Genomic DNA, 25,637 nt, shown 5'->3' with positions numbered 1-25,637 from the left:
AAAGGCCCACCGCTCCTGAGGAGGGTGAGCCTTAATCAACACAAATTAGGGTTGGTAGGAACTAGAACGGGATATCGTCGTCGAAGCTGTCGTAGTCCGGAGCCGGTTGCGGCGCGGGCTGGGACTGCTGCTGCGGCGCAGGACGCTGGGCCTGCTGCGGACGCTGCTGCGGCTCGCGGGGAGCGCGCGGGGCGTCATCACCACCGGCACCGGGACGGCCGCCCAGCAGTTGCATGTTGCCGTTGATGTCGACCACGATTTCGGTGGTGTACTTGTCCTGGCCATCCTGACCCTGCCACTTGCGGGTACGCAGGCTGCCTTCGACATAGATCTGCGAGCCCTTGCGCACGTACTCGGCGACGATTTCCGCCAGGCGGCCGAAGAACACCACGCGGTGCCACTCGGTACGTTCCTGCTGCTGGCCGGTCTGCTTGTCCTTCCAGCTCTCGCTGGTGGCCAGGGTGACGTTGGTCACCGCGTTGCCGTTGGGCATGTAACGGGTTTCCGGATCGCCACCGACGTTACCCACCAGAATGACTTTGTTAACCCCACGGGCCATGACGCTCTCCTAAAGGCTTCAGCACGTCGCCTGCTCGGCGCCGGCAAGGCGCGCGAGGGACGTGCGATCCACTTGTTGGGAATCCACTTTCACATAAGCGGCCGCTTCTTCAGCAACCACCATCACATCGCTCACACCGGGCAATGCCTTGAAACGCTCAGCCAACGAAGCATCGCGCAGCGCCTCATCAGAAAGAGGCAGGCGAATACTCGTTACATAAGGCGGTTCACGCATGGTAACAGCAATCGCCAGCCAGAGGGCAGCCAGCACCGCGCAGCCGATGAACACCCCGTCGAGCCCGCCGTGCTGGAACATCCAGCCGCCCAGGATGCCGCCCACGGCAGCACCGAGGAACTGGCTGGTGGAGTACACGCCCATCGCCGTGCCCTTGCCGCCAGCCGGCGACACCTTGCTCACCAGCGACGGCAGCGAGGCTTCCAGCAGGTTGAACGCGGTGAAGTAGACGATGATGCCGAACACCAGTTCCTTGAGGCTGTTGCCGAACTCCCAGAAGAACAGTTCGCAAAGCATCAAGGTCGCCACGGCACCGGTCAGCACGCGCTTCATCTGGCGCTTCTTCTCGGCGTAGATGATGAACGGGACCATGCCGAAGAAGCCCACCAGCAGTGCGGTCAGATAGACCCACCAGTGCCCTTCCTTGGGCAGGCCGGCGCGCTCCACCAGCGCCAGCGGCAGCGCGACGAAGCTGGCCATGAGGATCGCGTGGAGGACCAGGATGCCGGCGTCCAGGCGCAGCAGCTCGCCGTTCTTCAGCGTTGGCAGCAGCGACTGCTTGGCCACGCTGGACTCGCGGTGCTGCATGCGGTGGTCGGGCGTCGGCACGAAGAACAGGATGATCAGCATGCCCACCAGGGCCATGCCGGCGGTGAACCAGAACAGGCCGTGCAGGCCGAACCAGTGGGTCAGCACCGGGCCAGCGACCATCGCCACGGCAAAGGACACGCCGATGCTCATGCCGATCATCGCCATGGCCTTGGTACGGTGCTGCTCGCGCGTCAGGTCGGAGAGCATCGCCATCACCGCCGCGGAGATAGCCCCGGCGCCCTGCAGGACGCGGCCGGCGATGATGCCCCAGATGGAATCGGCGTTGGCGGCCAGGGCCGCTCCGGCGGCGAACACCAGCAGGCCGACGATGATGATCGGCCGGCGGCCGATGCGGTCGGACAGGGTGCCCAGCGGAATCTGCAGGATCGCCTGGGTCAGGCCGTAGGCGCCGATAGCGAGGCCGATCAGCGCAGGAGTCGCGCCCGCCAGATCCTGGCCGTAGGTGGCGAGCACCGGCAGGACCATGAACATGCCGAGCATGCGGAACGCGAAGACCAGCGACAGGCCGGCGGCCGCGCGGGTTTCGGTGCCACTCATGCGCTCAGTGTGGGAATCGTGCATAGGCCCCTCATGGAATGACGAAGAACGGGAATGCGCTACATTGCCCCCGTGGCGAGGCGTCATCCGGGCCTTGCATAGCCAGTTGTCGCCAACGCCGAAAATAGCCGCGCATTCTATCAGTCCTGCGGTCCAACCACACGTACGCGCCACTTTGCCGCGTGCCGACCCCGCCCCGTATACTCATCTGTTTTCGCCCGCCAAGCGAGGCCGTAGTGGACAAGATCCTCATCCGTGGGGCCCGTACCCACAACCTGAAGAACATCGACCTGACCCTGCCGCGCGACAAGCTGATCGTGATCACCGGCCTGTCCGGTTCCGGCAAGTCTTCCCTGGCCTTCGACACGCTGTACGCCGAGGGCCAGCGTCGCTATGTGGAATCGCTTTCGGCCTATGCCCGGCAGTTCCTCTCGATGATGGAAAAGCCCGACGTCGACACCATCGAAGGGCTGTCACCAGCGATTTCCATCGAGCAGAAATCCACCTCCCACAATCCGCGCTCCACCGTGGGCACCATCACCGAAATCTACGACTACCTGCGCCTGCTCTATGCGCGTGTCGGTATTCCGCGCTGCCCGGACCACGACATCCCGCTGGAAGCGCAGACCGTCAGCCAGATGGTCGACCAGGTGCTGGCGCTGCCCGAAGGCCGCAAGCTGATGCTGCTGGCCCCGGTGATCCGCGAGCGTAAGGGTGAGCACCTCGCGGTGTTCGAGGAGATGCGTGCCCAGGGCTTCGTTCGCGCCCGCGTCGACGGCAAGCTCTACGAGCTGGATGAAGTGCCCAAGCTGGACAAGAAGCTCAAGCACTCCATCGATATCGTGGTCGACCGCTTCAAGGTGCGCAGCGACCTGCAGCAGCGCCTCGCGGAATCCTTCGAGACAGCGATCAACCTGGCCGACGGCATCGCCCTGGTCGCGCCCATGGATGACGAAGAAGGCGAAGAGATGATCTTCTCCGCGCGCTTCGCCTGCCCGATCTGCGGTCACTCCATCAGCGAGCTGGAACCCAAGCTGTTCTCCTTCAACAACCCGGCCGGCGCCTGCCCGACCTGCGACGGCCTGGGCGTGAAGCAGTTCTTCGACGCGCGCCGGGTAGTCAACGGCGAGCTGACCCTGGCCGAGGGCGCAATCCGCGGCTGGGACCGGCGCAACGTCTACTACTTCCAGATGCTCGGCTCACTGGCCGGGCACTTCGGTTTCAGCCTGGAAGAGCCCTTCCAGAACCTGGACCCGGACCACCAGAAGTTCATCCTCAACGGCTCGGGCCGCGAGAACGTCGAATTCCGCTACCTCAACGACCGTGGCGACATCGTCAAGCGCGCGCACCCCTTCGAAGGCATCCTGCCGAACCTGGAACGCCGCTACCGCGAGACCGAGTCGGCCACCGTGCGCGAGGAACTGGCCAAGTTCCTCAGCACCCAGCCCTGCCCGGACTGCCATGGCACGCGACTGCGCCGCGAGGCGCGCCACGTCTGGGTCGGCGACAAGACCTTGCCGGCGATTACGGCAATGCCGGTCGGCACCGCCTGCGAGTACGCCGAGAGCCTGACCCTTACCGGCCGCCGCGGCGAGATCGCCTCGAAAATCCTCAAGGAGATTCGCGAACGCCTGCAGTTCCTGGTCAACGTCGGCCTCGACTACCTGACCCTGGACCGCAGCGCGGACACCCTGTCAGGCGGCGAGGCCCAGCGCATCCGCCTGGCCAGCCAGATCGGCGCCGGCCTGGTGGGCGTCATGTACATCCTCGACGAGCCTTCCATCGGCCTGCATCAGCGCGACAACGAGCGTCTGCTGGGCACCCTCACTCACCTGCGCAACCTGGGCAACACGGTCATCGTGGTCGAGCATGACGAAGACGCTATCCGCCTGGCCGACTACGTCGTCGACATCGGCCCCGGCGCCGGCGTGCACGGCGGGCAGATCGTCGCCGAGGGCACCCCGCAGCAGGTGATGGACCATCCGGACTCGGTCACCGGCGCCTACCTGTCGGGCCGCACCAAGATCCTCGTACCCGCCGAGCGCACCCCGCGCAACAAGAAGCAGTTGCTCAAGCTCAAGGGCGCGCGCGGCAACAACCTGCAGAACGTCAACCTGGAAATCCCGGTTGGCCTGTTCACCTGCATCACCGGTGTTTCCGGCTCCGGCAAGTCGACGCTGATCAACAACACCCTGTTCCCGATCACCGCCACTGCGCTCAACGGCGCCACCACGCTGGAAGTTGCGCCCTACGACTCGTTCGACGGCCTGCAGCACCTGGACAAGGTGGTGGACATTGACCAGAGCCCAATCGGCCGCACGCCGCGCTCCAACCCCGCGACCTACACCGGGCTGTTCACACCGATCCGCGAACTGTTCGCCGGCGTGCCGGAAGCCCGCTCGCGCGGCTACGGCCCGGGGCGCTTCTCGTTCAACGTCAAGGGCGGTCGCTGCGAGGCCTGCCAGGGCGACGGCGTGATCAAGGTGGAGATGCACTTCCTGCCGGACATCTACGTCCCCTGCGACGTCTGCAAGGGCAAGCGCTACAACCGCGAGACCCTGGAGGTCCGCTACAAGGGCAAGAGCATCACCGAGGTGCTGGACATGACCATCGAGGACGCCCGCGCGTTCTTCGACGCCGTGCCGGCCATCGCCCGCAAGCTGCAGACGCTGATGGACGTCGGCCTGTCGTACATCAAGCTGGGCCAGAGCGCGACGACACTGTCCGGCGGCGAGGCGCAGCGGGTGAAGCTGTCCCGCGAGCTGTCCAAGCGCGATACCGGCAAGACCCTGTACATCCTCGACGAGCCGACCACCGGCCTGCACTTCGCGGATATCCAGCAACTGCTCGACGTGCTGCATCGCCTGCGCGACCACGGCAACACCGTCGTGGTCATCGAGCACAACCTCGACGTGATCAAGACCGCCGACTGGCTGGTCGACCTCGGCCCCGAGGGCGGCTCCAAGGGCGGCCAGATCATCGCCACCGGCACGCCGGAGCAGGTCGCGGAGCTGGCGGTGTCGCACACCGGGCACTTCCTCAAGCCGCTGCTGGAGCGTGATCGGGCCTGATCCGCACCGGCATGAAAAAGCCCCTGCAGCCCATCGGCACAGGGGCTTTTTCTTGGGCTCTTTGTAGGAGCGAGCTTGCTCGCTCCTACAAAAGCAAAGCCCCCGGAGCATGGGCGCCGGGGGCTTTGAAGAAGCGGAGCTATGGATCAGATCTGCGATTGCAGATAGTTCTCCAGCCCCACCTTCTGGATCAGGCCGAGCTGCTGCTCCAACCAGTAGGCATGGTCTTCCTCGGTGTCGGTCAGCTGCACACGGAGGATATCGCGGGTGACGAAGTCCTTGTGCTGCTCGCACAAGGCAATGCCCTTGGCCAGTGCAGCACGCACGTGACGCTCCAGCTTGAGGTCGGCCTCCAGCATCTCCGGCACGGTCTTGCCCGGATGGATGTCGTCCGGACGCATACGCGGGGTTCCTTCAAGCAGCAGGATGCGGCGCAGCAGGGCGTCGGCGTGCTGGGTCTCCTCCTCCATCTCGTGGTTGAGGCGCTCGTAGAGCTTGGTGAAGCCCCAGTCCTCGTACATGCGCGAGTGGATGAAGTACTGGTCGCGAGCGGCCAGCTCACCGGTCAGCAGCGTGTTGAGATAATCGATAACCTCGGCATGGCCTTGCATCAGCCTTCTCCCTGGGACGTGACAGCAAATTAAACGGCGCTATGGTCGCGACTGGCCATGACCGGGGTCAAGCCCACAATGCCCCACAAACGCAGCCACCCTCCAAAGAGGGCGGCTGCTGGAGCGGCTTGTACTTAGTCCTGCGTCAGGCCCAACGCCTTGGCGACGCCTTCGCCATAGGCCGGGTCGATCTTGAAGAACAGCGCGAGCTGACGACGCTGGATAGCATCCGGAACGCCTGCCATGTCACCGGCAATATTCTCGTACAGACGCTGCCGCTGGGCTTCGTCGAACAGGCGGAACAGCGCGGCCGGCTGGCTGTAGTAGTCATCGTCCACGCGGTGGTTCCAGTGGGCCGCAGTGCCTTCCAGGGTCAGCGGCGGTTCGGAGTAGTCCGGCTGCTCCTGCCACTGGTTGAAGCTGTTCGGTTCGTAGGTGACGGTCATGTCGCCATTGTTGCCGTCCACACGCATGGCGCCATCGCGGTGATAGATGCGCGGATTGTTGCGCGCAGCGTTCACCGGGATCTGGTGGTGGTTCACACCCAGGCGGTAACGGTGCGCATCGCCATAGGAGAACAGGCGGCCCTGAAGCATCTTGTCTGGCGAGAAGCCGATGCCGGGGACGATGTTCGCCGGAGAGAACGCGGACTGCTCGACCTCGGCAAAGTAGTTCGCCGGGTTGCGATTCAGTTCGAAATAACCCACCTCGATCAGCGGATAGTCGCCATGCGGCCAGACCTTGGTCAGGTCGAACGGGTTGTAGCGGTAGGTTGCCGCCTCCTTCTCCGGCATGACCTGCACATACATCTTCCAGCGCGGGAAGTCGCCGCGCTCGATGGCATCGAACAGATCTCGCTGCGAGCTTTCGCGGTCAGCGCCCACCAGCTTGGCGGCTTCCTCGTTGCTCAGGTTCTCGATGCCCTGCTGGGTCTTGAAGTGGAACTTGACCCAGAAGCGCTCGTTGCTGGCATTGATGAAGCTGAAGGTGTGGCTGCCGAAGCCGTGGACATGGCGATAGCTGCGCGGCAGGCCGCGATCGCTGAAGTCGATGGTCAGTTGGTGCAGGGCCTCGGGCAGGTGCGAGAAGAAGTCCCACTTCATCGTGGCGTTCCGCAGGTTGGTACGCGGATCGCGCTTAACCACGTGGTTCAGATCGGGGAATTTCAGCGGGTCACGGAAGTAGAAAACTGGCGTGTTGTTGCCGACCAGGTCCCAATTGCCTTCCTCGGTGTAGAACTTCATGGCGAAGCCACGAATGTCACGCTCTGCATCGGCAGCGCCACGCTCGCCAGCAACGGTAGAGAAGCGCAGGAACAGCGGAGTCTGCTTGCCCACCTGGGAGAACAGCTTGGCGCGACTGTACCGAGTAATGTCGTGGGTGACGGTGAAGGTGCCGTAGGCGGCGGAGCCCTTGGCATGCATGCGGCGCTCAGGGATCACTTCGCGGTCGAAGTGTGCCAGTTTCTCCAGGAACCAGACGTCCTGCAGCAGCATCGGGCCCCGCGGGCCGGCGGTCTGTACGTTCTGGTTCTCAGCGACCGGCGCTCCGGCAGCGGTCGTCAGGCGGGTGTTGTCACTCATCGTTACTCTCCTCAACGGCGGGGTGTGCAATGGCCGGCGGTGAGCGCGGCTCGACATCCCAATCGGACAATTAGGCGCCTCTACCGGCGATCGGGCTGTTGATCCAGCTCAGCAAGCAGTAGAAGTCGACGACGTTAAGGATCGGTGACAAGGACACGGGTCAGCCAATTTATTGATTTGAGCTGATCGATAGAGAAAAACTTTTCGATAGGCGATAAAAAACCGGGCGCAGGGCCCGGTTTCTTATAAGGCGTGAACCTTACTCTGCAGCTTCTACTGCTTGGCCGCCAACTGCGCGGTCAATCAGTTCGACGTATGCCATAGGGGCATTGTCGCCGGCGCGGAAGCCGCACTTCAGGATGCGCAGGTAGCCGCCCGGACGGTTGGCGTAGCGCTTGCCCAGCTCGTTGAACAGCTTGCCTACGGCTTCTTTCGAACGGGTACGGTCGAAAGCGAGACGACGGTTGGCAACGCTATCCACTTTAGCCAGGGTGATCAGCGGCTCGGCAACGCGACGCAGTTCCTTGGCCTTGGGCAGGGTGGTTTTGATCAGTTCGTGTTCGAAGAGCGACACAGCCATGTTCTGGAACATAGCCTTGCGGTGCGCGCTGGTGCGGCTCAGGTGACGACCACTTTTACGATGGCGCATGGTTCAATTCCTTTCCAAACTTTACGTTCGGTAGCTACGACGATCAGGCAGTAGCCTTGTCGTCTTTCTTGAGACTTGCCGGCGGCCAGTTGTCGAGGCGCATACCGAGGGACAGACCGCGAGAGGCCAGAACGTCCTTGATTTCGGTCAGGGACTTCTTGCCCAGGTTCGGCGTTTTGAGCAGCTCTACTTCGGTGCGTTGGATCAGGTCACCGATGTAGTAGATGTTCTCTGCCTTCAGGCAGTTGGCCGAACGAACGGTCAGCTCAAGGTCATCGACCGGACGCAGCAGGATCGGATCGATCTCGTCTTCCTGCTCTTCAACGACGGGTTCGCTGTCGCCTTTGAGGTCCACGAACGCTGCCAGCTGCTGTTGCAGGATGGTAGCGGCGCGACGGATAGCCTCTTCAGGATCCAGGGTGCCGTTGGTTTCCAGATCAAGGACCAGCTTGTCCAGGTTGGTACGCTGTTCGACACGGGCGTTCTCGACCACGTAGGCAACACGACGTACGGGGCTGAACGAGGCGTCGAGCTGGAGACGGCCAATGCTACGGCTTTCGTCTTCATCACTCGAACGGGCATCAGCCGGCTCGTAGCCACGGCCACGAGCGACTTTCAGCTTCATGTTCAGCGCGCCGTTATCGGCCAGGTGGGCGATAACATGGTCACCGTTGACGATCTCGACATCATGATCCAGCTGAATATCGGCAGCGGTCACCACACCCGAGCCCTTTTTCGCCAGGGTCAGCGTCACTTCGTCACGACCGTGCAGCTTGATAGCCAGGCCTTTCAGGTTGAGCAGGATCTCGATGACATCTTCCTGCACACCTTCGATGGCGGAGTACTCATGGAGTACGCCGTCGATCTCGGCCTCGACTACTGCACAGCCAGGCATGGAGGACAACAGGATGCGACGCAGCGCGTTGCCCAGGGTATGGCCGAAACCACGCTCGAGGGGCTCGAGGGTGATCTTGGCGCGGGTTTGGCTGACCACCTGCACATCGATGTGGCGGGGGGTCAGGAACTCATTTACCGAACTCTGCATGGATGCACCTATTTTCTAGCCCTTACTTGGAGTAGAGCTCGACAATCAGGTTTTCGTTGATGTCGGCGGACAGATCGGCACGAGCCGGGACACTTTTGAAGGTGCCAGCTTTCTTGTCGGTGTCCACGTCGACCCACTCAACGCGACCGCGCTGGGCGCACAGGTCCAGAGCTTGAGCGATACGCAGCTGGTTCTTCGATTTCTCGCGAACAGCAACCACGTCACCAGCTTTGACCTGGTAGGACGGTACGTTTACGGTCTGACCGTTGACGCTGATGGTCTTGTGGGACACCAGCTGACGGGATTCGGAACGAGTGGAACCAAAGCCCATACGGTAGACGACGTTGTCCAGACGGCACTCAAGCAGCTGCAGCAGGTTTTCACCCGTGGAGCCCTTGCGGCGGGACGCTTCCTGATAGTAGCCACGGAATTGACGTTCCAGAACGCCGTAGATGCGGCGAACTTTTTGCTTCTCGCGCAGCTGCAGACCGTAGTCGGACAGGCGACCACGACGCTGGCCATGCTGACCGGGAACTTGTTCTGCCTTGCACTTCGAGTCGAGGGCACGAACGCCGCTCTTCAGGAAGAGGTCAGTGCCTTCGCGGCGGGACAGTTTGCACTTGGGACCAATGTAACGAGCCATTTCTCACTGTCTCCTATTACACGCGACGCTTTTTCGGCGGACGGCAGCCGTTATGCGGGATCGGGGTTACGTCGGTGATGCTGGCGATCTTGTAACCGCAGGCATTCAGCGCACGAACAGCCGACTCGCGACCCGGGCCCGGGCCTTTGACGTTTACGTCAAGGTTCTTCAGACCGTATTCCAGAGCAGCCTGGCCGGCACGCTCGGCCGCTACCTGGGCAGCGAACGGGGTGCTCTTACGCGAGCCGCGGAAGCCCGAACCACCGGAGGTGGCCCAGGACAGAGCGTTGCCCTGACGGTCAGTGATGGTAACGATGGTGTTGTTGAAGGACGCGTGGATGTGCGCGATCCCGTCGACCACCGTCTTTTTGACTTTCTTGCGAGGACGAGCAGCAGGTTTTGCCATGACTAGATTCCTAAGCGATTACTTGCGGATCGGCTTACGCGGGCCCTTACGGGTGCGCGCGTTGGTCTTGGTGCGCTGACCGCGAACCGGCAGACCACGACGATGACGCAGACCGCGGTAGCAACCGAGGTCCATCAGACGCTTGATGTTCATGTTGATTTCGCGACGCAGGTCACCTTCGGTGGTCAGTTTGGCCACCTCGGTACGCAGCGAATCAATCTGCTCTTCGCTCAGCTCTTTGATCTTTACAGCCGGGCTGATGCCGGTGGCTGCACAGATGCTCTGTGCGGTAGTGCGACCAACACCATAGATGTAGGTCAGCGAGATAACAGTGTGCTTGTTATCCGGAATGTTTACGCCTGCAATACGGGCCATTCAGAAAAACTCCAATTGACAGCTACCCGGCGCCCAGGGAGCCAAGAAAGGGCGCGGATATTAGCGCTGTAAAAACAAATAATCAACCCGGCAGCACACTAGCTGCCGGGTTATAACGCGTGGTTCACACTCAGCCTTGGCGCTGCTTGTGACGCGGCTCCGCGCTGCAGATCACACGAACGACGCCTTCGCGACGGACGATCTTGCAGTTGCGGCACAGCTTCTTAACCGATGCACGAACTTTCATCAGTGACTCCTCGAACCTTACGGATTAGCGCAGCAGACCGCTGCCATAACCCTTCAGGTTGGCTTTCTTCATGAGGGATTCGTACTGGTGAGAAACGAGGTGCGATTGTACTTGAGCCATAAAGTCCATCACAACCACGACCACGATCAGCAACGAGGTCCCGCCAAGGTAGAACGGTACGTGAGCAGCTACGACCAGGAACTGGGGCAGCAGGCACACAGCCGTCATGTACAGGGCACCGAACATGGTCAAACGAGTCAGTACGCCATCGATATAGCGAGCCGACTGTTCACCCGGACGAATACCCGGAATAAATGCACCGGACTTCTTGAGGTTTTCCGCCACGTCCTTCGGGTTGAACATCAGCGCTGTGTAGAAGAAGCAGAAGAAAACGATCCCTGCACTAAACAGCAGAATGTTCAGCGGCTGACCAGGAGCAATCGCTTGCGCGACGTCCTGCAGCCAACCCAGGCCTTCAGACTGACCGAACCAGGCACCCAGGGATGCCGGGAACAGCAGGATGCTGCTGGCGAAGATCGCAGGAATAACACCCGCCATATTCACTTTCAGCGGCAAATGGCTGGTTTGGGCGGCAAACACCTTGCGACCTTGCTGGCGCTTGGCGTAATGCACGGCGATACGGCGCTGCCCCCGCTCGATGAACACCACGAACGCGATGATAGCCACAGCCAGCAGGCCGATGGCGATCAGGGCGAAGATGTTGATGTCACCTTGACGCGCGGACTCGAAGGACTGGCCGATTGCTCGGGGCAGACCTGCGACGATACCGGAGAAGATCAGCATGGAGATGCCGTTGCCGACACCCCGTTCGGTGATCTGCTCACCCAGCCACATCATGAACAGTGCACCCGCCACGAAGGTGGTGACCGACACGAAGTAGAAGCCGAAGTCGTTGGAGAAGGCCACGCCCTGGCTACCCAGACCAATGGACATGCCAATGGCCTGGACGAGTGCCAGGACGAGAGTTGCGTAGCGGGTGTACTGGCTGATCTTGCGACGCCCAGACTCACCCTCTTTCTTCAACTGCTCCAGCTGCGGGCTGATTGCGGTCATGAGCTGCATGATGATCGATGCCGAGATGTACGGCATGATCCCCAATGCAAAAATACTCATGCGCTCCAGCGCGCCGCCGGAAAACATGTTGAAGAGGCTAAGAATGGTCCCCTCGTTCTGCCGGAACAGTGCCGCCAAGCGATCGGGGTTGATGCCCGGGACTGGGATATGCGCGCCGATCCGATAGACGATGATCGCCAGGAACAGGAAACGCAGACGTGCCCAGAGCTCGGACAAACCACCACCGTTGCTCAGCGCAGAGAGAGCACCTTGCTTAGCCATTTAGTCCTCGATTTTGCCGCCAGCTGCTTCGATAGCCGCACGAGCGCCCTTGGTGGCGCCAATGCCTTTCAGGGTGACTGCGCGAGTAACGTCGCCCGACAGCATGACTTTCACACGCTGTACGTTCTGGTTAATCACGTTGGCATCCTTCAGGGACTGCACGGTTACGACATCACCCTCGACCTTGGCCAGCTCGGAAGTGCGCACTTCTGCGCGATCCATGGCTTTCAGCGAGTTGAAGCCGAACTTCGGCAGACGACGGTGCAGCGGCTGCTGACCACCCTCGAAGCCCGGAGCGATGGAGCCACCGGAGCGGGAGGTTTGACCTTTGTGACCACGGCCACCGGTCTTGCCCAGACCGCTACCGATGCCACGGCCCGGACGGTGCTTTTCGCGACGGGCACCCGGCGCGGAACGCAGATCGTTCAGTTGCATGGATTAACCCTCCACACGCAGCAGGTAGTAGGCCTTGTTGATCATGCCGCGGTTTTCAGGAGTGTCCTGAACTTCGACGGTATGATTGATGCGACGCAGGCCGAGGCCTTTGACGCAAGCCTTGTGATTGGCCAGACGGCCGTTCAGGCTCTTGATCAGGGTAACTTTGACAGTTGCCATGGTTAGAGAATCTCCTCGACGCTCTTGCCACGCTTGGCCGCTACCGACTCAGGGGACTGCATGTTCTTCAGGCCCTTGAAGGTTGCGTAGACCACGTTCACCGGATTGGTGGAGCCGTAGCACTTCGCCAGAACGTTCTGCACACCGGCCACTTCCAGGACAGCACGCATGGCGCCGCCGGCGATGATGCCGGTACCTTCGGAAGCCGGCTGCATGTACACCTTGGAGGCGCCATGGGCGGACTTGGTCGGGTACTGCAGGGTGGTGCCGTTCAGATCAACCTGGATCATGTTGCGGCGAGCAGCTTCCATTGCCTTCTGGATGGCGGCAGGCACTTCACGCGCCTTGCCACGACCGAAGCCAACACGGCCCTTGCCATCGCCAACCACGGTCAGCGCGGTGAAGGCGAAGATACGGCCACCTTTTACGGTTTTGGCGACGCGGTTCACTTGAACCAGCTTCTCGATGTAGCCTTCGTCGCGCTTTTGATCGTTGTTTGCCATAACTTAGAACTCCAGACCGCCTTCACGAGCGGCATCAGCCAGGGCCTTGATACGACCGTGGTACTTGAAGCCAGAACGGTCGAACGCCACCTGAGTGACGCCGGCAGCCTTGGCGCGTTCCGCGACCAGTTGACCAACTTTCTTGGCTGCGTCGACGTTGCCGGTGGCAGCTTCGCGCAGTTCTTTGTCCAGGGTCGAGGCGCTGGCCAGGACCTTGCCGCCGTCGGCTGCAATGACCTGGGCGTAGATGTGCTGGGAGGAGCGGTACACGCAGAGGCGTACGGCTTCCAGTTCGCGCATCTTCAGGCGAGCCTTGCGAGCGCGGCGCAGACGGGTTTCTTTCTTGACGCTCATTTGCTATGCCCTACTTCTTCTTGGCTTCTTTACGAAGGACGACTTCGTCGGCGTAACGCACGCCCTTGCCTTTGTACGGCTCCGGCGGACGGAAGTCGCGGATTTCCGCGGCCACCTGGCCAACCAGCTGCTTGTCGATACCCTTGATCAGGATGTCGGTCTGGCTGGGGGTTTCCGCGACGATGCCGGCAGGCAGTTCGTAATCAACCGGGTGGGAGAAGCCGAGAGCCAGGGACAGCACTTGGCCTTTGGCCTGCGCCTTGTAACCAACACCAACCAACTGGAGCTTGCGCTCGAAGCCCTGGCTGACACCGATTACCATGTTGTTGACCAGAGCGCGGGTGGTACCGGCCATGGCACGGGTCTGCTGGTCGCCGTTACGCGCAGCGAAACGCAGCTCACCGTTGTCCTGAATGACTTCGACGGACGGATGTACTTTCAGCTCGAGAGCGCCCTTGGCACCCTTGATCGAAAGTTCCTGACCAGCCAGCTTGATTTCAACGCCGGCAGGCAGAATGACGGGGTTCTTAGCAACGCGAGACATGCTGATTCCCCTTAGAACACAGTGCAGAGCACTTCGCCACCGACACCAGCGGCACGGGCAGCGCGGTCAGTCATCACACCTTTGTTGGTGGAGACGATCGAAACGCCCAGGCCGCCGCGAACTTTCGGCAGCTGGTCTACGGATTTGTACTGGCGCAGGCCAGGACGGCTGATTCGCTTCACTTCCTCGATGACAGGCTTGCCTTCGAAGTACTTCAGCTCGATCGACAGCAGAGGCTTGGCCTCGGCGGTGACTTGGAAATCCGCAATGTAGCCTTCATCCTTGAGGACTTTGGCGACTGCCGCTTTCAGCTTGGAAGACGGCATGCTCACGACGGTCTTCTCAGCCATCTGGGCATTACGGATGCGAGTTAGCATGTCTGCTAACGGGTCCTGCATACTCATGGGCTTAATGCTCCTGATACAAAAGATAAGCCTTCAACTTCATAACTCGCCCTCAAAACGCCGGACGAACTAAAACCCGGACTCGGGGGAGCCGGGTATTCTAGAGATCGCTTAAAAACGAATCAAGCCCCACGAGGGGGCTTGATCCGCAAAGCGATCAACGGAGCCGTTGCCAGCTCCGTCTAGCACTTACCAGCTGGCTTTCACCAGGCCCGGTACGTCACCGCGCATTGCTGCTTCACGCAGCTTGTTACGGCTCAGGCCGAACTTGCGGTAGTAACCGTGCGGACGACCGGTCAGGCGGCAACGGTTACGCAGGCGGCTGGCGCTCGCGTCACGCGGTTGCTTCTGCAGGGCGACCTGGGCATTCCAACGATCTTCTGCGGAAGTGCTCGGATTAGCGATGATCGCTTTCAGCTCGGCACGCTTTTTGGCGTACTTGGCTACCGTTTGCTGACGCTTCAGCTCACGGTTCTTCATGCTCTCTTTAGCCATGGTCCTACTCCAATCAGTTGCGGAACGGGAATTTGAAGGCGCGCAGCAGTGCACGACCCTCATCATCCGAACGCGCGGTGGTGGTCAGAGTGATATCCATACCGCGGAGGGCATCGATCTTGTCGTAATCGATTTCCGGGAAGATGATCTGCTCTTTGACGCCCATGCTGTAGTTGCCACGGCCGTCGAAGGACTTGGCGTTCAGACCGCGGAAGTCACGAACGCGCGGCAGGGAGATCGACAGCAGACGGTCCAGGAACTCGTACATGCGATCGCCACGCAGGGTGACTTTTACGCCGATCGGCCAGCCTTCACGAATCTTGAAGCCAGCGATGGACTTACGAGCGTAAGTCACAACCGGCTTCTGACCCGCGATCTTTTCCAGATCAGCTACGGCGCTCTCGATGACTTTCTTGTCGCCGACAGCTTCGCCAAGACCCATGTTCAGGGTGATTTTGGTAACGCGCGGAACTTCCATCACGTTCGCCAGCTGAAGCTCTTGCTTCAGCTTGGGAGCGATTTCCTTCCGATAAATTTCTTTCAATCGTGCCATGGTGATCTACCTAGCTCCCTCAAGCCTGAACCGGTTTCTGGGTCGACTTGAAGACACGAATCTTCTTACCGTCTTCGACTTTGAAACCAACGCGGTCAGCCTTGTTGGTTTCAGCGTTGAAGATGGCGACGTTGGAGACGTGCAGAGGCGCCTCCTTCTCGACGATCCCGCCTTGCTGGTTGAGCATGGGGTTGGGCTTGGTGTGGCGCTTGACCAGGTTCACACCGCCAACGACCAGACGGTCGTCAGCCAGAACCTTGATCACTTTGCCACGCTTGCCCTTGTCCTTGCCGGCAATGACGATGACTTCGTCGTCACGACGAATTTTTTGCATGACGGCTACTCCTTACAGCACTTCTGGGGCAAGGGAGACGATCTTCATGAACTTCTCGGTACGAAGTTCACGAGTCACGGGCCCGAAGATACGGGTGCCGATCGGCTCCTGCTTGTTGTTCAGCAGGACGGCGGCGTTGCCGTCGAAGCGGATGATGGAACCGTCGGTACGACGTACGCCGTGCTTGGTGCGAACGACCACGGCAGTCATGACCTGGCCCTTCTTCACCTTGCCACGCGGAATTGCTTCCTTGACGGTGACCTTGATGATGTCGCCAATGCCGGCGTAACGGCGGTGGGAACCGCCGAGTACCTTGATGCACATTACGCGACGCGCGCCGCTGTTATCAGCGACTTCGAGCATGGATTGAGTCTGAATCATCTTCTATCTCCGACCCTTAGACTTCAACCGCGCGCTCGACGATATCAACCAGGGTCCAGGCCTTGGTCTTGGCCAGCGGACGGGTCTCGCGAATGGTGACCAGGTCACCAATGCGGCACTGATTGGTTTCGTCGTGGGCGTGCAGTTTGGTCGAACGCTTCACGTATTTGCCGTAGATCGGGTGCTTAACGCGGCGCTCGATCAGAACGGTGACGGTCTTGTCCATCTTGTCGCTGACGACACGGCCGGTCAGCGTACGGACGGTTTTCTGAGCTTCAGCCATGATTACTTACCTGCTTGCTGGTTGAGCACAGTTTTAACGCGAGCGATGTCGCGCTTCACTTGCGAGAGCAGGTGAGACTGCCCCAACTGGCCAGTTGCTTTCTGCATGCGCAGATTGAACTGGTCGCGCAGCAGGCCGAGCAGTTGCTCGTTCAGCTGCTCAACGGATTTTTCACGAAGTTCATTCGCTTTCATCACATCACCGTCCGCTTAACAAAGGAGGTGGCGAGCGGCAGCTTTGCAGCAGCCAGGGCGAATGCCTCACGCGCCAGCTCTTCGGATACACCCTCGATCTCGTACAGGACCTTGCCCGGTTGAATCTGGGCTACCCAGTACTCGACGCCACCCTTACCTTTACCCATACGTACTTCCAGGGGCTTCTTGGTAACAGGCTTGTCGGGGAATACGCGAATCCAGATCTTGCCGCCACGTTTTACGTGACGGGTCAGCGCACGACGTGCGGACTCGATCTGACGCGCGGTGAGACGGCCACGGCTGGTTGCCTTGAGGGCAAACTCGCCGAAGCTGACTTTGGAACCGCGATGAGCCAGGCCACGGTTGTGACCGGTCATTTGCTTGCGGAACTTCGTACGCTTAGGTTGCAGCATTTGCGTACTCCTTACTTAGCAGCTTTTTTACGAGGAGCGGGCGCTTGGGGCTTCAGCTCTTCCTGGCGGCCACCAATGACCTCGCCTTTGAAGATCCAAACCTTCACACCGATCACACCGTAGGTGGTGTGCGCTTCGTAGGTTGCATAGTCGATGTCGGCACGCAGGGTGTGCAGGGGCACACGACCTTCGCGATACCACTCGGTACGAGCGATTTCAGCGCCGCCCAGACGACCGCTTACCTGGATCTTGATGCCTTTGGCACCAATGCGCATGGCGTTCTGTACAGCGCGCTTCATGGCGCGACGGAACATGACGCGACGCTCCAGCTGCTGAGCTACGCTTTGCGCAACCAGCATACCGTCGAGTTCCGGCTTGCGGATCTCTTCGATGTTGATGTGCACCGGCACACCCATTTGCTTGGTCAGGTCCTGACGCAGTTTCTCAACATCTTCACCTTTCTTGCCGATCACGATGCCGGGACGAGCGGTGTGGATGGTGATACGTGCAGTCTGAGCCGGACGATGGATGTCGATACGGCTGACGGACGCGCTTTTTAGTTTGTCTTGGAGATACTCACGTACCTTCAGGTCGGCGAACAGATAATCGGCGTAAGTGCGCTTATCTGCGTACCAAACGGAGGTGTGCTCCTTGACGATACCCAGGCGGATGCCATTGGGATGTACTTTCTGACCCATCTGATCGACTCCGTTACTTGTCCGCAACCTTGACAGTGATATGGCAAGACCGCTTGACGATGCGATCAGCACGGCCTTTGGCACGCGGCATGATGCGCTTGAGCGAACGACCTTCGTTGACGAAGACGGTGGAGACTTTGAGATCGTCTACATCGGCGCCTTCGTTGTGCTCGGCGTTGGCAACGGCCGACTCCAGCACTTTCTTCATGATCTCGGCGGCTTTCTTGTTGCTGAAAGCCAGGAGGTTGAGCGCATCGCCCACCTTCTTCCCGCGGATCTGGTCGGCGACCAAGCGGGCTTTCTGGGCGGAGATACGAGCGCCCGAGAGCTTAGCGGCTACTTCCATCTTCCTTACCCCTTAACGCTTGGCTTTCTTGTCCGCAGCGTGCCCACGATAAGTGCGGGTAGCAGCGAACTCGCCGAGTTTGTGACCAACCATGTCTTCGTTGACCAGAACGGGCACGTGTTGACGGCCGTTGTGGACAGCGATGGTCAGACCAACCATGTGCGGCATGATCATAGAACGGCGCGACCAGGTCTTGATCGGCTTGCGGTCGTTCTTTTCTACCGCCACTTCGATCTTCTTCAGCAGGTGAAGATCGATAAAAGGACCTTTTTTCAGAGAACGTGGCACTGTCGTATCCCTCTATTTACTTGCGGCGACGGACGATCATGTTGTCGGTACGCTTGTTCGCGCGAGTCTTCTTACCCTTGGTCTGAAGACCCCACGGCGATACCGGATGACGACCAGCAGAGGTACGACCTTCACCACCACCATGCGGGTGGTCGACCGGGTTCATGGCAACACCACGAACGGTCGGGCGAACGCCACGCCAGCGTTTGGCACCGGCTTTACCCAGCGAACGCAGGCTGTGCTCGGAGTTCGAGACTTCACCCAGGGTCGCACGGCAGTCAGCCAGGACTTTACGCATCTCACCGGAACGCAGACGTACGGTTACGTAGGCACCTTCACGGGCAACCAGCTGAGCCGAGGCGCCAGCGGAGCGAGCGATCTGAGCGCCTTTGCCAGGCTTCAGTTCGATACCGTGGATGGTGCTACCAACCGGGATGTTGCGCAGCGGCATGTTGTTGCCGGCCTTGATCGGAGCGCCGATACCGGAGATCAGTTGATCACCAGCCACCACGCCTTTGGGGGCGATGATGTAGCGACGCTCGCCGTCCGCGTATTTCAGCAGAGCGATGTGAGCAGTACGGTTCGGATCGTATTCGACGCGCTCAACGATGGCAGGAATGCCATCCTTATTGCGACGAAAGTCGACCAGACGATAGTGCTGCTTGTGGCCACCACCGATATGACGGGTGGTGATGCGACCGTTGTTGTTACGGCCGCCCGACTTGGACTTCTTCTCGAGCAGGGGAGCGAACGGGGCACCTTTGTGCAGGTCCTGGTTCACTACCTTGACGACGAAACGACGACCAGCGGAAGTCGGTTTGCATTTAACGATTGCCATGATGCACCCCTTTACTCAGCGCCAGCTGCGAAATCGAGATCCTGGCCCGGCTGGAGAGCGATGTACGCTTTTTTCCAGTCGTTACGCTTGCCCAGGCCGCGAACGGTACGCTTGGTCTTGCCCTGAACGTTCAGGGTCGTGACGCGACGTACTTTCACGCCGAACAGGCTTTCTACGGCCTTCTTGATTTCCAGCTTGGTTGCATCAGTGGCAACCTTGAAAACGAATTGGCTGTTGCCGTCCGCCAGGCCAGTGGCCTTCTCGGAGATATGCGGGCCCAGCAGCACTTTGAATACGCGTTCCTGGTTCATGCCAGCAGCTCCTCGAACTTCTTCACGGCGGACACGGTGACCAGCACCTTGTCGTAGGCGATGAGGCTGACCGGATCGGAAGCCTGGACGTCACGCACATCGACGTGGGCCAGGTTGCGAGCTGCCAGGTACAGGTTCTCATCGACGCCTTCGGTGACGATCAGTACATCTTTAAGGCCCAGGCCTTCCAGCTTGCTGACCAGACCTTTGGTCTTCGGTGCATCGACAGCGAAGTCGGCAACGACAACCAGACGATCCAGACGAACCAGCTCAGAGAGGATGGAGCGCAGAGCAGCGCGGTACATCTTCTTGTTGAGCTTCTGGGAGTGATCCTGGGGCTTGGCCGCGAAGGTCGCGCCGCCGCCACGCCAGATGGGGCTACGGATGGTGCCAGCACGAGCACGACCAGTGCCCTTCTGACGCCACGGCTTCTTGCCACCACCGGAGACTTCGGAACGAGTTTTCTGAGCCTTGGTGCCCTGACGGCCGCCAGCCATGTAGGCTACGACTGCCTGGTGAACCAGGGTCTCGTTGAATTCGCTACCAAAAGTACGCTCGGAAACTTCGATCGCCTGAGCGCCATTTACATTCAGTTGCATCTCAGCTTCCTCTCTTAACCGCGAGCCTTGGCTGCCGGACGCACCAGCACATCACCACCGGTAGCGCCGGGAACGGCACCTTTGACCAGCAGCAGATTGCGCTCTGCATCGACACGCACGACCTCAAGGGATTGAACGGTTACGCGCTCAGCACCCAGGTGGCCCGACATTTTTTTGCCCTTGAACACTCGACCAGGAGTCTGGCACTGGCCGATGGAACCCGGGACGCGGTGGGAAACGGAGTTACCGTGGGTGTTATCTTGACCACGGAAGTTCCAGCGCTTGATGGTACCGGCGAAGCCTTTACCCTTGGACTCGCCGGTAACGTCTACCAGCTGGCCTGCCTGGAACAGATCGACAGAGATGGAATCGCCTGCCTTGAACTCCTCTTCGCCCAGACGGAATTCCCACACGCCGCGACCGGCGGCGACATTCGCCTTGGCAAAGTGACCGGCTTGCGCCTTGGTCACGCGAGAAGCACGACGCTCGCCAGCAGTTACCTGCACGGCGCGATAGCCATCGCTCTCTTCGTTTTTGAACTGGGTGACGCGATTCGGCTCGACTTCAATGACCGTAACCGGAATAGAGACACCATCTTCGGTGAAGATGCGGGTCATGCCGCACTTACGACCGACAACACCAATTGTCATCTTTAGAACCTCTTTAGTGTACGGGGCTTTCACCCGCTATGGCCGCCCATTTCAGAGCGTTACACGACCAATGCCGAAGGCATTAGCCGAGGCTGATCTGTACTTCGACGCCAGCAGCAAGGTCGAGCTTCATCAGCGCGTCGACGGTTTTGTCGGTCGGCTGAACGATGTCGAGAACACGCTTGTGGGTACGAATTTCGTACTGGTCACGAGCGTCCTTGTTGACGTGCGGGGAAATCAGCACGGTGTAACGTTCCTTGCGGGTCGGCAGAGGAATCGGACCACGCACCTGAGCGCCAGTACGTTTCGCGGTTTCCACGATTTCCTGGGTAGATTGGTCGATCAGGCGGTGATCAAAAGCCTTCAACCGAATACGGATTTGTTGATTTTGCATTTGACCTCAGACTCCAAGTTGCCATTCCCAACGGACGGACTCCGCCCGTTAAAAGGAGGCGCAATTGTACGGATGCGCCTGGGGGGTGTCAATATTTAACCAACTCAACGAAAAAGGGACCCCGAAGGGTCCCTTTTTCTGGAGCGGATCAGCGATTACTCGATGATCTTGGCAACCACACCGGCGCCTACGGTACGACCGCCTTCGCGGATCGCGAAGCGCAGGCCATCTTCCATGGCGATCGGAGCGATCAGAGTGACAACCATTTTCACGTTGTCGCCCGGCATTACCATCTCAACGCCTTCCGGCAGTTCGCAGTTGCCGGTTACGTCGGTGGTACGGAAGTAGAACTGCGGACGGTAGCCTTTGAAGAACGGGGTGTGACGACCACCTTCTTCCTTGGACAGCACGTACACTTCGCACTCGAACTTGGTGTGCGGCTTGATGGTGCCCGGCTTGGCCAGAACCTGACCACGCTCTACGTCTTCACGCTTGGTGCCACGCAGCAGGACGCCGACGTTCTCACCAGCACGACCTTCGTCGAGCAGCTTGCGGAACATTTCAACGCCGGTGCAGGTAGTCTTGGTGGTCGCCTTGATACCGACGATTTCCACTTCTTCCTGGATCTTGACGATGCCACGCTCAACACGGCCGGTTACCACGGTGCCGCGGCCGGAGATCGAGAACACGTCTTCGATCGGCATCAGGAACGGCTTGTCGATGGCGCGCTCGGGCTCGGGGATGTACGAGTCCAGGGTTTCTACCAGCTTACGCACGGCGGAAACGCCCATCTCGTTGTCGTCCTGGCCGTTCAGGGCCATCAGAGCGGAACCGATCACGATCGGAGTGTCGTCGCCCGGGAAGTCGTAGGTGTTCAGCAGATCGCGAACTTCCATTTCGACCAGTTCCAGCAGCTCGGCGTCGTCAACCATGTCGGCCTTGTTCAGGAACACGACGATGTAAGGAACGCCTACCTGGCGGGACAGCAGGATGTGCTCGCGGGTCTGCGGCATGGGGCCGTCAGCAGCGGAGCAAACCAGGATCGCGCCGTCCATCTGGGCAGCACCGGTGATCATGTTCTTCACGTAGTCGGCGTGGCCCGGGCAGTCTACGTGAGCGTAGTGGCGCACCGGCGAGTCGTATTCAACGTGAGAGGTGTTGATGGTGATACCACGAGCCTTCTCTTCCGGCGCGTTGTCGATCTGGTCGAAAGCGCGAGCGGAGCCGCCCCAGGTCTCGGAGCAAACCTTGGTCAGAGCAGCGGTCAGAGTGGTTTTGCCGTGGTCAACGTGACCGATGGTGCCGACGTTGACGTGCGGTTTGTTACGTTCAAATTTTTCTTTAGCCACGAGAGTAACCTCTTACTAAAAGAGCTGAATCAAGCTTGTTTTTTGGCCAGAGCTTCGACGACGTTCGCCGGAGCTTCAGCATACTTGGAGAATTCCATGGAGTAGCTAGCGCGACCCTGGGACATGGAACGCACGTCGGTTGCATAACCGAACATCTCGCCCAGCGGAACCTCGGCACGGATAACCTTACCGGAAACCGAGTCTTCCATCCCCTGAATCAGACCACGACGACGGTTCAGGTCACCCATCACGTCACCCATGTAGTCCTCAGGAGTCACCACTTCCACCTTCATGATCGGCTCCAGAACCTTGCCGCCGCCCTTCTGAGCCAACTGCTTGGTTGCCATGGAAGCGGCGATCTTGAACGCCATCTCGTTGGAGTCGACGTCGTGGTAGGAACCATCGAAGACGGTCGCCTTCAGGCCGATCAGCGGATAGCCGGCAACAACGCCGTTCTTCATCTGCTCTTCGATGCCCTTCTGGATGGCCGGAATGTATTCCTTCGGAACCACACCGCCCACGACTTCGTTGGTGAAGACCAGGCCTTCAGTGATGTTGCCCTTCTCGTCCACATCAGGAGCGGAGAAGCGAATCCAGCAGTGACCGAACTGGCCACGGCCGCCGGATTGGCGAACGAACTTGCCTTCGATCTCGATGTTGTCCTTCGAGATGGTTTCGCGGTACGAAACCTGCGGCTTGCCGATGTTCGCCTCGACGCCGAATTCACGCTTCATGCGGTCGACGAGGATGTCCAGGTGCAGCTCACCCATACCGGAGATGATGGTCTGGCCGGTTTCTTCGTCGGTCTTGACGCGGAACGACGGGTCTTCCTGAGCCAGCTTGCCGAGGGCGATACCCATCTTCTCCTGGTCAGCCTTGGTCTTCGGCTCAACAGCTACCGAGATTACCGGCTCCGGGAAGTCCATACGCTCGAGGATGATCGGCTTCTCGATATCGCACAGGGTGTCACCGGTGGTGACGTCCTTCATGCCGATCAGAGCAGCGATGTCGCCAGCGCGCACTTCTTTGATCTCGTCACGCTGGTTGGCGTGCATTTGCACCATACGACCAACGCGCTCTTTCTTGCCTTTCACGGAGTTGATAACCGAGTTACCCGACTCCAGAACGCCCGAGTAGACGCGAACGAAGGTCAGAGTACCTACGAACGGGTCAGTGGCGATCTTGAATGCCAGAGCCGAGAACGGAGCATTGTCGTCAGCCGGACGCTCGTCTTTCGGAGCATCGTCGCCGTCGTCAATGTGATCCGGGTGGATACCCTGGATCGCCGGGATCTCGGTCGGAGCAGGCAGGAAGTCGATCACGGCGTCGAGAACCAGGGGCACGCCCTTGTTCTTGAACGAGGAGCCGCAGACAGCCGGTACGATTTCGCAGGCGATAGTACGCAGACGCAGGCCAGCCTTGATCTCTTCGATCGACAGCTCACCCTCTTCCAGGTACTTGTTCATCAGCTCTTCGTTGGCTTCGGCAGCAGCCTCGACCATGTTGTTGCGCCACTCGGTAGCCAGCTCGACCATATCGGCAGGAATTTCTTCCTCGCGATAGGAAGTGCCCTTGTCGTCTTCGTTCCAGTAGATGGCCTTCATCTTCAGCAGGTCAACCTGACCCTGGAAGTCATCTTCTGCACCGATGGCCAGCTGAACCGGAACCGGGGTGTGACCCAGGCGGTTCTTGATCTGACCGACGACGCGCAGGAAGTTGGCGCCAGCGCGGTCCATCTTGTTCACGTAAACGATACGCGGAACGCCGTACTTGTTGGCCTGACGCCATACGGTTTCGGACTGAGGCTCAACGCCGGAGGTGCCGCAGAATACAACGACAGCACCGTCCAGCACGCGCAGGGAGCGCTCAACTTCAATGGTGAAGTCTACGTGGCCGGGGGTGTCGATGACGTTTACGCGGTACTTGTCGTACTGGCCGCGCGAACCTTCCCAGAAGGTGGTGATTGCAGCGGAGGTGATGGTAATACCACGCTCCTGCTCCTGCACCATCCAGTCGGTAGTGGCAGCGCCGTCATGCACCTCACCCATCTTGTGGCTGAGACCTGTGTAGAACAGGATCCGCTCGGTGGTGGTGGTCTTGCCCGCGTCAACGTGGGCGCAGATACCAATGTTCCGGTAGCGGTTGATTGCTGTGTTACGAGCCATAAAGCCCTCGCAGAAGTGTTGTTGCCGTAATTAGAAGCGGTAGTGCGAGAACGCTTTGTTGGCCTCGGCCATACGGTGCACGTCTTCACGCTTCTTGACGGCAGCGCCTTTGCCTTCAGCGGCATCCAGCAGCTCGCCAGCCAGGCGCAGAGCCATGGACTTCTCGCCACGCTTGCGGGCGAAGTCCACCAGCCAACGCATGGCCAGTGCATTACGACGGGACGGACGTACTTCGACCGGAACCTGGTAGGTAGCACCGCCAACACGGCGGGACTTCACTTCGACCAGCGGAGCGATGGCGTCGAGTGCTTTTTCGAAGAGTTCCAGGGGGTCGCCTTTACCGCGCTCTTTGACCTTGTCCAGAGCACCGTAAACGATACGCTCGGCAACGGCTTTCTTGCCGCTTTCCATCACGTGGTTCATGAACTTCGCCAGGATCTGGCTTCCGTATTTAGGATCGGCCAGGATCTCACGCTTGGCCGCTACACGACGTCTTGGCATTGATAAGCCCTCAAACGGTCTTCAGGTTAGCCCGGGACGATGCCCGACCTTACTCTTATCGACTCAGAAAATAGGAAAACAAAATTACTTCGGACGCTTCGCGCCGTACTTCGAACGACCCTGCTTACGGTCTTTAACGCCGGAGGTATCCAGCGAACCGCGCACGGTGTGGTAACGAACACCCGGAAGGTCCTTTACACGACCGCCGCGGATCAGCACTACGCTGTGCTCCTGCAGGTTGTGGCCTTCACCGCCGATGTACGAGGAAACCTCGAAACCGTTGGTCAGACGAACACGGCACACCTTACGCAGTGCGGAGTTCGGCTTCTTCGGGGTGGTGGTGTATACGCGGGTGCATACGCCGCGACGCTGAGGGCAGTTCTGCAGGGCAGGAACGCCGCTCTTGTCTACCAGGCGCTTGCGCGGCTTGCGCACCAGCTGGTTGATAGTTGCCATCTATAGCTCCACTGATTGTCTTACGACACTTAAAAACGAAA

General features: G+C 59.8%; 37 protein-coding genes. 1 reads left to right on the top strand and 36 read right to left on the bottom strand.

Annotation, left to right across the window (positions count from 1 at the left end):
• Positions 1 to 61: 61 nt before the first annotated feature.
• Positions 62 to 559: a single-stranded DNA-binding protein gene (gene ssb / locus AC1ZV1_RS03415; RefSeq protein ID WP_017521888.1), complete on the bottom strand. Its 498-nt coding sequence runs from the start codon at positions 557 to 559 to the stop codon at positions 62 to 64.
• 18 nt (positions 560 to 577) lie between these two features.
• Complete coding sequence (locus AC1ZV1_RS03410) at positions 578 to 1,966, bottom strand: MFS transporter (RefSeq protein ID WP_484295502.1); 1,389 nt, start codon at positions 1,964 to 1,966, stop codon at positions 578 to 580.
• 212 nt (positions 1,967 to 2,178) lie between these two features.
• On the opposite strand from AC1ZV1_RS03410, the gene uvrA reads away from it, so the two are divergent.
• On the top strand, positions 2,179 to 5,013 hold the full coding sequence (gene uvrA / locus AC1ZV1_RS03405; protein WP_484295501.1) for an excinuclease ABC subunit UvrA: 2,835 nt from the start codon (positions 2,179 to 2,181) through the stop codon (positions 5,011 to 5,013).
• Positions 5,014 to 5,159: 146 nt separating this feature from the next.
• Here uvrA and bfr read toward each other — a convergent pair whose 3' ends face one another.
• The 34 genes from bfr to rpsL all read right to left on the bottom strand — a co-directional run bounded on the left by bfr (position 5,160) and on the right by rpsL (position 25,596).
• Entirely contained in the window at positions 5,160 to 5,624 is a 465-nt protein-coding gene (gene bfr / locus AC1ZV1_RS03400; protein WP_413348494.1) for a bacterioferritin, read from the bottom strand.
• A 134-nt stretch (positions 5,625 to 5,758) separates the two neighbouring features.
• Positions 5,759 to 7,207 carry a catalase KatA gene (gene katA / locus AC1ZV1_RS03395; RefSeq protein ID WP_484295500.1) on the bottom strand — a complete coding sequence of 483 codons (1,449 nt, stop codon included), beginning with the start codon at positions 7,205 to 7,207 and terminating at the stop codon, positions 5,759 to 5,761.
• Positions 7,208 to 7,466: 259 nt separating this feature from the next.
• Positions 7,467 to 7,856 (bottom strand): 50S ribosomal protein L17, encoded by a 390-nt coding sequence (rplQ, locus tag AC1ZV1_RS03390; RefSeq protein ID WP_015475338.1) that lies wholly within the window; start codon positions 7,854 to 7,856, stop codon positions 7,467 to 7,469.
• A gap of 43 nt (positions 7,857 to 7,899) precedes the next feature.
• On the bottom strand, positions 7,900 to 8,901 hold the full coding sequence (locus tag AC1ZV1_RS03385) for a DNA-directed RNA polymerase subunit alpha (RefSeq protein WP_009617182.1): 1,002 nt from the start codon (positions 8,899 to 8,901) through the stop codon (positions 7,900 to 7,902).
• A gap of 22 nt (positions 8,902 to 8,923) precedes the next feature.
• Entirely contained in the window at positions 8,924 to 9,544 is a 621-nt protein-coding gene (gene rpsD, locus AC1ZV1_RS03380) for a 30S ribosomal protein S4 (protein WP_054906702.1), read from the bottom strand.
• Between the two features lie 16 nt (positions 9,545 to 9,560).
• Positions 9,561 to 9,950, bottom strand: a complete 390-nt coding sequence (rpsK, locus tag AC1ZV1_RS03375; protein ID WP_003093689.1) for a 30S ribosomal protein S11 — start codon at positions 9,948 to 9,950, stop codon at positions 9,561 to 9,563.
• 18 nt (positions 9,951 to 9,968) lie between these two features.
• Positions 9,969 to 10,325 carry a 30S ribosomal protein S13 gene (gene rpsM / locus AC1ZV1_RS03370; RefSeq protein WP_024767079.1) on the bottom strand — a complete coding sequence of 119 codons (357 nt, stop codon included), beginning with the start codon at positions 10,323 to 10,325 and terminating at the stop codon, positions 9,969 to 9,971.
• 130 nt (positions 10,326 to 10,455) lie between these two features.
• Positions 10,456 to 10,572, bottom strand: coding sequence for a 50S ribosomal protein L36 (gene rpmJ, locus AC1ZV1_RS03365; protein ID WP_014854209.1), 117 nt, complete (start codon positions 10,570 to 10,572; stop codon positions 10,456 to 10,458).
• A gap of 24 nt (positions 10,573 to 10,596) precedes the next feature.
• Entirely contained in the window at positions 10,597 to 11,928 is a 1,332-nt protein-coding gene (gene secY / locus AC1ZV1_RS03360; protein WP_024767080.1) for a preprotein translocase subunit SecY, read from the bottom strand.
• On the bottom strand, positions 11,929 to 12,363 hold the full coding sequence (rplO, locus tag AC1ZV1_RS03355) for a 50S ribosomal protein L15 (RefSeq protein WP_045215310.1): 435 nt from the start codon (positions 12,361 to 12,363) through the stop codon (positions 11,929 to 11,931).
• A 3-nt stretch (positions 12,364 to 12,366) separates the two neighbouring features.
• The gene (rpmD, locus tag AC1ZV1_RS03350; protein WP_009617174.1) at positions 12,367 to 12,543 is read right to left on the bottom strand and encodes a 50S ribosomal protein L30; all 177 of its coding nucleotides are present in this window, start codon (positions 12,541 to 12,543) and stop codon (positions 12,367 to 12,369) included.
• Positions 12,544 to 12,545: 2 nt separating this feature from the next.
• Entirely contained in the window at positions 12,546 to 13,046 is a 501-nt protein-coding gene (gene rpsE / locus AC1ZV1_RS03345) for a 30S ribosomal protein S5 (RefSeq protein WP_009617173.1), read from the bottom strand.
• A 3-nt stretch (positions 13,047 to 13,049) separates the two neighbouring features.
• Entirely contained in the window at positions 13,050 to 13,400 is a 351-nt protein-coding gene (gene rplR, locus AC1ZV1_RS03340; RefSeq protein WP_017521897.1) for a 50S ribosomal protein L18, read from the bottom strand.
• Between the two features lie 10 nt (positions 13,401 to 13,410).
• Positions 13,411 to 13,944, bottom strand: coding sequence for a 50S ribosomal protein L6 (rplF, locus tag AC1ZV1_RS03335; RefSeq protein WP_015475332.1), 534 nt, complete (start codon positions 13,942 to 13,944; stop codon positions 13,411 to 13,413).
• An 11-nt stretch (positions 13,945 to 13,955) separates the two neighbouring features.
• Entirely contained in the window at positions 13,956 to 14,348 is a 393-nt protein-coding gene (gene rpsH, locus AC1ZV1_RS03330; protein WP_015475331.1) for a 30S ribosomal protein S8, read from the bottom strand.
• Between the two features lie 189 nt (positions 14,349 to 14,537).
• Positions 14,538 to 14,843, bottom strand: coding sequence for a 30S ribosomal protein S14 (gene rpsN / locus AC1ZV1_RS03325; protein WP_045215313.1), 306 nt, complete (start codon positions 14,841 to 14,843; stop codon positions 14,538 to 14,540).
• 13 nt (positions 14,844 to 14,856) lie between these two features.
• A complete protein-coding gene (rplE, locus tag AC1ZV1_RS03320) occupies positions 14,857 to 15,396 on the bottom strand; it encodes a 50S ribosomal protein L5 (protein WP_017521899.1) in 540 nt (179 codons plus the stop codon).
• Positions 15,397 to 15,415: 19 nt separating this feature from the next.
• Entirely contained in the window at positions 15,416 to 15,730 is a 315-nt protein-coding gene (rplX, locus tag AC1ZV1_RS03315) for a 50S ribosomal protein L24 (protein WP_045215317.1), read from the bottom strand.
• A 12-nt stretch (positions 15,731 to 15,742) separates the two neighbouring features.
• Positions 15,743 to 16,111 carry a 50S ribosomal protein L14 gene (rplN, locus tag AC1ZV1_RS03310; protein WP_017521901.1) on the bottom strand — a complete coding sequence of 123 codons (369 nt, stop codon included), beginning with the start codon at positions 16,109 to 16,111 and terminating at the stop codon, positions 15,743 to 15,745.
• A gap of 16 nt (positions 16,112 to 16,127) precedes the next feature.
• The gene (gene rpsQ / locus AC1ZV1_RS03305) at positions 16,128 to 16,394 is read right to left on the bottom strand and encodes a 30S ribosomal protein S17 (protein WP_009617165.1); all 267 of its coding nucleotides are present in this window, start codon (positions 16,392 to 16,394) and stop codon (positions 16,128 to 16,130) included.
• Positions 16,395 to 16,396: 2 nt separating this feature from the next.
• Positions 16,397 to 16,588, bottom strand: coding sequence for a 50S ribosomal protein L29 (rpmC, locus tag AC1ZV1_RS03300; protein WP_003093720.1), 192 nt, complete (start codon positions 16,586 to 16,588; stop codon positions 16,397 to 16,399).
• Positions 16,588 to 17,001 carry a 50S ribosomal protein L16 gene (gene rplP, locus AC1ZV1_RS03295; RefSeq protein WP_009617163.1) on the bottom strand — a complete coding sequence of 138 codons (414 nt, stop codon included), beginning with the start codon at positions 16,999 to 17,001 and terminating at the stop codon, positions 16,588 to 16,590. The genes rpmC and rplP overlap by 1 nt, the downstream gene beginning before the upstream one ends.
• A gap of 11 nt (positions 17,002 to 17,012) precedes the next feature.
• Positions 17,013 to 17,699, bottom strand: a complete 687-nt coding sequence (gene rpsC / locus AC1ZV1_RS03290) for a 30S ribosomal protein S3 (RefSeq protein WP_024767387.1) — start codon at positions 17,697 to 17,699, stop codon at positions 17,013 to 17,015.
• A gap of 13 nt (positions 17,700 to 17,712) precedes the next feature.
• The gene (rplV, locus tag AC1ZV1_RS03285) at positions 17,713 to 18,045 is read right to left on the bottom strand and encodes a 50S ribosomal protein L22 (protein WP_015475325.1); all 333 of its coding nucleotides are present in this window, start codon (positions 18,043 to 18,045) and stop codon (positions 17,713 to 17,715) included.
• A gap of 12 nt (positions 18,046 to 18,057) precedes the next feature.
• The gene (rpsS, locus tag AC1ZV1_RS03280) at positions 18,058 to 18,333 is read right to left on the bottom strand and encodes a 30S ribosomal protein S19 (RefSeq protein ID WP_017521902.1); all 276 of its coding nucleotides are present in this window, start codon (positions 18,331 to 18,333) and stop codon (positions 18,058 to 18,060) included.
• Between the two features lie 16 nt (positions 18,334 to 18,349).
• Complete coding sequence (rplB, locus tag AC1ZV1_RS03275; RefSeq protein ID WP_024767388.1) at positions 18,350 to 19,171, bottom strand: 50S ribosomal protein L2; 822 nt, start codon at positions 19,169 to 19,171, stop codon at positions 18,350 to 18,352.
• Positions 19,172 to 19,182: 11 nt separating this feature from the next.
• Entirely contained in the window at positions 19,183 to 19,482 is a 300-nt protein-coding gene (rplW, locus tag AC1ZV1_RS03270; RefSeq protein ID WP_015475322.1) for a 50S ribosomal protein L23, read from the bottom strand.
• Entirely contained in the window at positions 19,479 to 20,081 is a 603-nt protein-coding gene (gene rplD, locus AC1ZV1_RS03265; protein WP_017521904.1) for a 50S ribosomal protein L4, read from the bottom strand. Before rplD ends, rplW begins: the two co-directional genes overlap by 4 nt.
• 14 nt (positions 20,082 to 20,095) lie before the next feature.
• The gene (rplC, locus tag AC1ZV1_RS03260; protein ID WP_017521905.1) at positions 20,096 to 20,731 is read right to left on the bottom strand and encodes a 50S ribosomal protein L3; all 636 of its coding nucleotides are present in this window, start codon (positions 20,729 to 20,731) and stop codon (positions 20,096 to 20,098) included.
• Positions 20,732 to 20,813: 82 nt separating this feature from the next.
• Entirely contained in the window at positions 20,814 to 21,125 is a 312-nt protein-coding gene (gene rpsJ, locus AC1ZV1_RS03255) for a 30S ribosomal protein S10 (protein ID WP_003243886.1), read from the bottom strand.
• 155 nt (positions 21,126 to 21,280) lie between these two features.
• On the bottom strand, positions 21,281 to 22,474 hold the full coding sequence (gene tuf / locus AC1ZV1_RS03250) for an elongation factor Tu (RefSeq protein WP_054910987.1): 1,194 nt from the start codon (positions 22,472 to 22,474) through the stop codon (positions 21,281 to 21,283).
• Positions 22,475 to 22,503: 29 nt separating this feature from the next.
• A complete protein-coding gene (gene fusA, locus AC1ZV1_RS03245) occupies positions 22,504 to 24,639 on the bottom strand; it encodes an elongation factor G (RefSeq protein ID WP_024767126.1) in 2,136 nt (711 codons plus the stop codon).
• A gap of 30 nt (positions 24,640 to 24,669) precedes the next feature.
• Complete coding sequence (rpsG, locus tag AC1ZV1_RS03240; protein ID WP_138526794.1) at positions 24,670 to 25,140, bottom strand: 30S ribosomal protein S7; 471 nt, start codon at positions 25,138 to 25,140, stop codon at positions 24,670 to 24,672.
• An 84-nt stretch (positions 25,141 to 25,224) separates the two neighbouring features.
• Entirely contained in the window at positions 25,225 to 25,596 is a 372-nt protein-coding gene (gene rpsL / locus AC1ZV1_RS03235) for a 30S ribosomal protein S12 (RefSeq protein WP_015475317.1), read from the bottom strand.
• Positions 25,597 to 25,637: the final 41 nt, after the last annotated feature.

It is taken from the genome of Pseudomonas sp. BB438 (assembly GCF_057180225.1).
The sequence above is the reverse complement of the archived record's forward strand: the minus strand, read 5'-3'. Positions and strand labels throughout refer to the sequence as shown.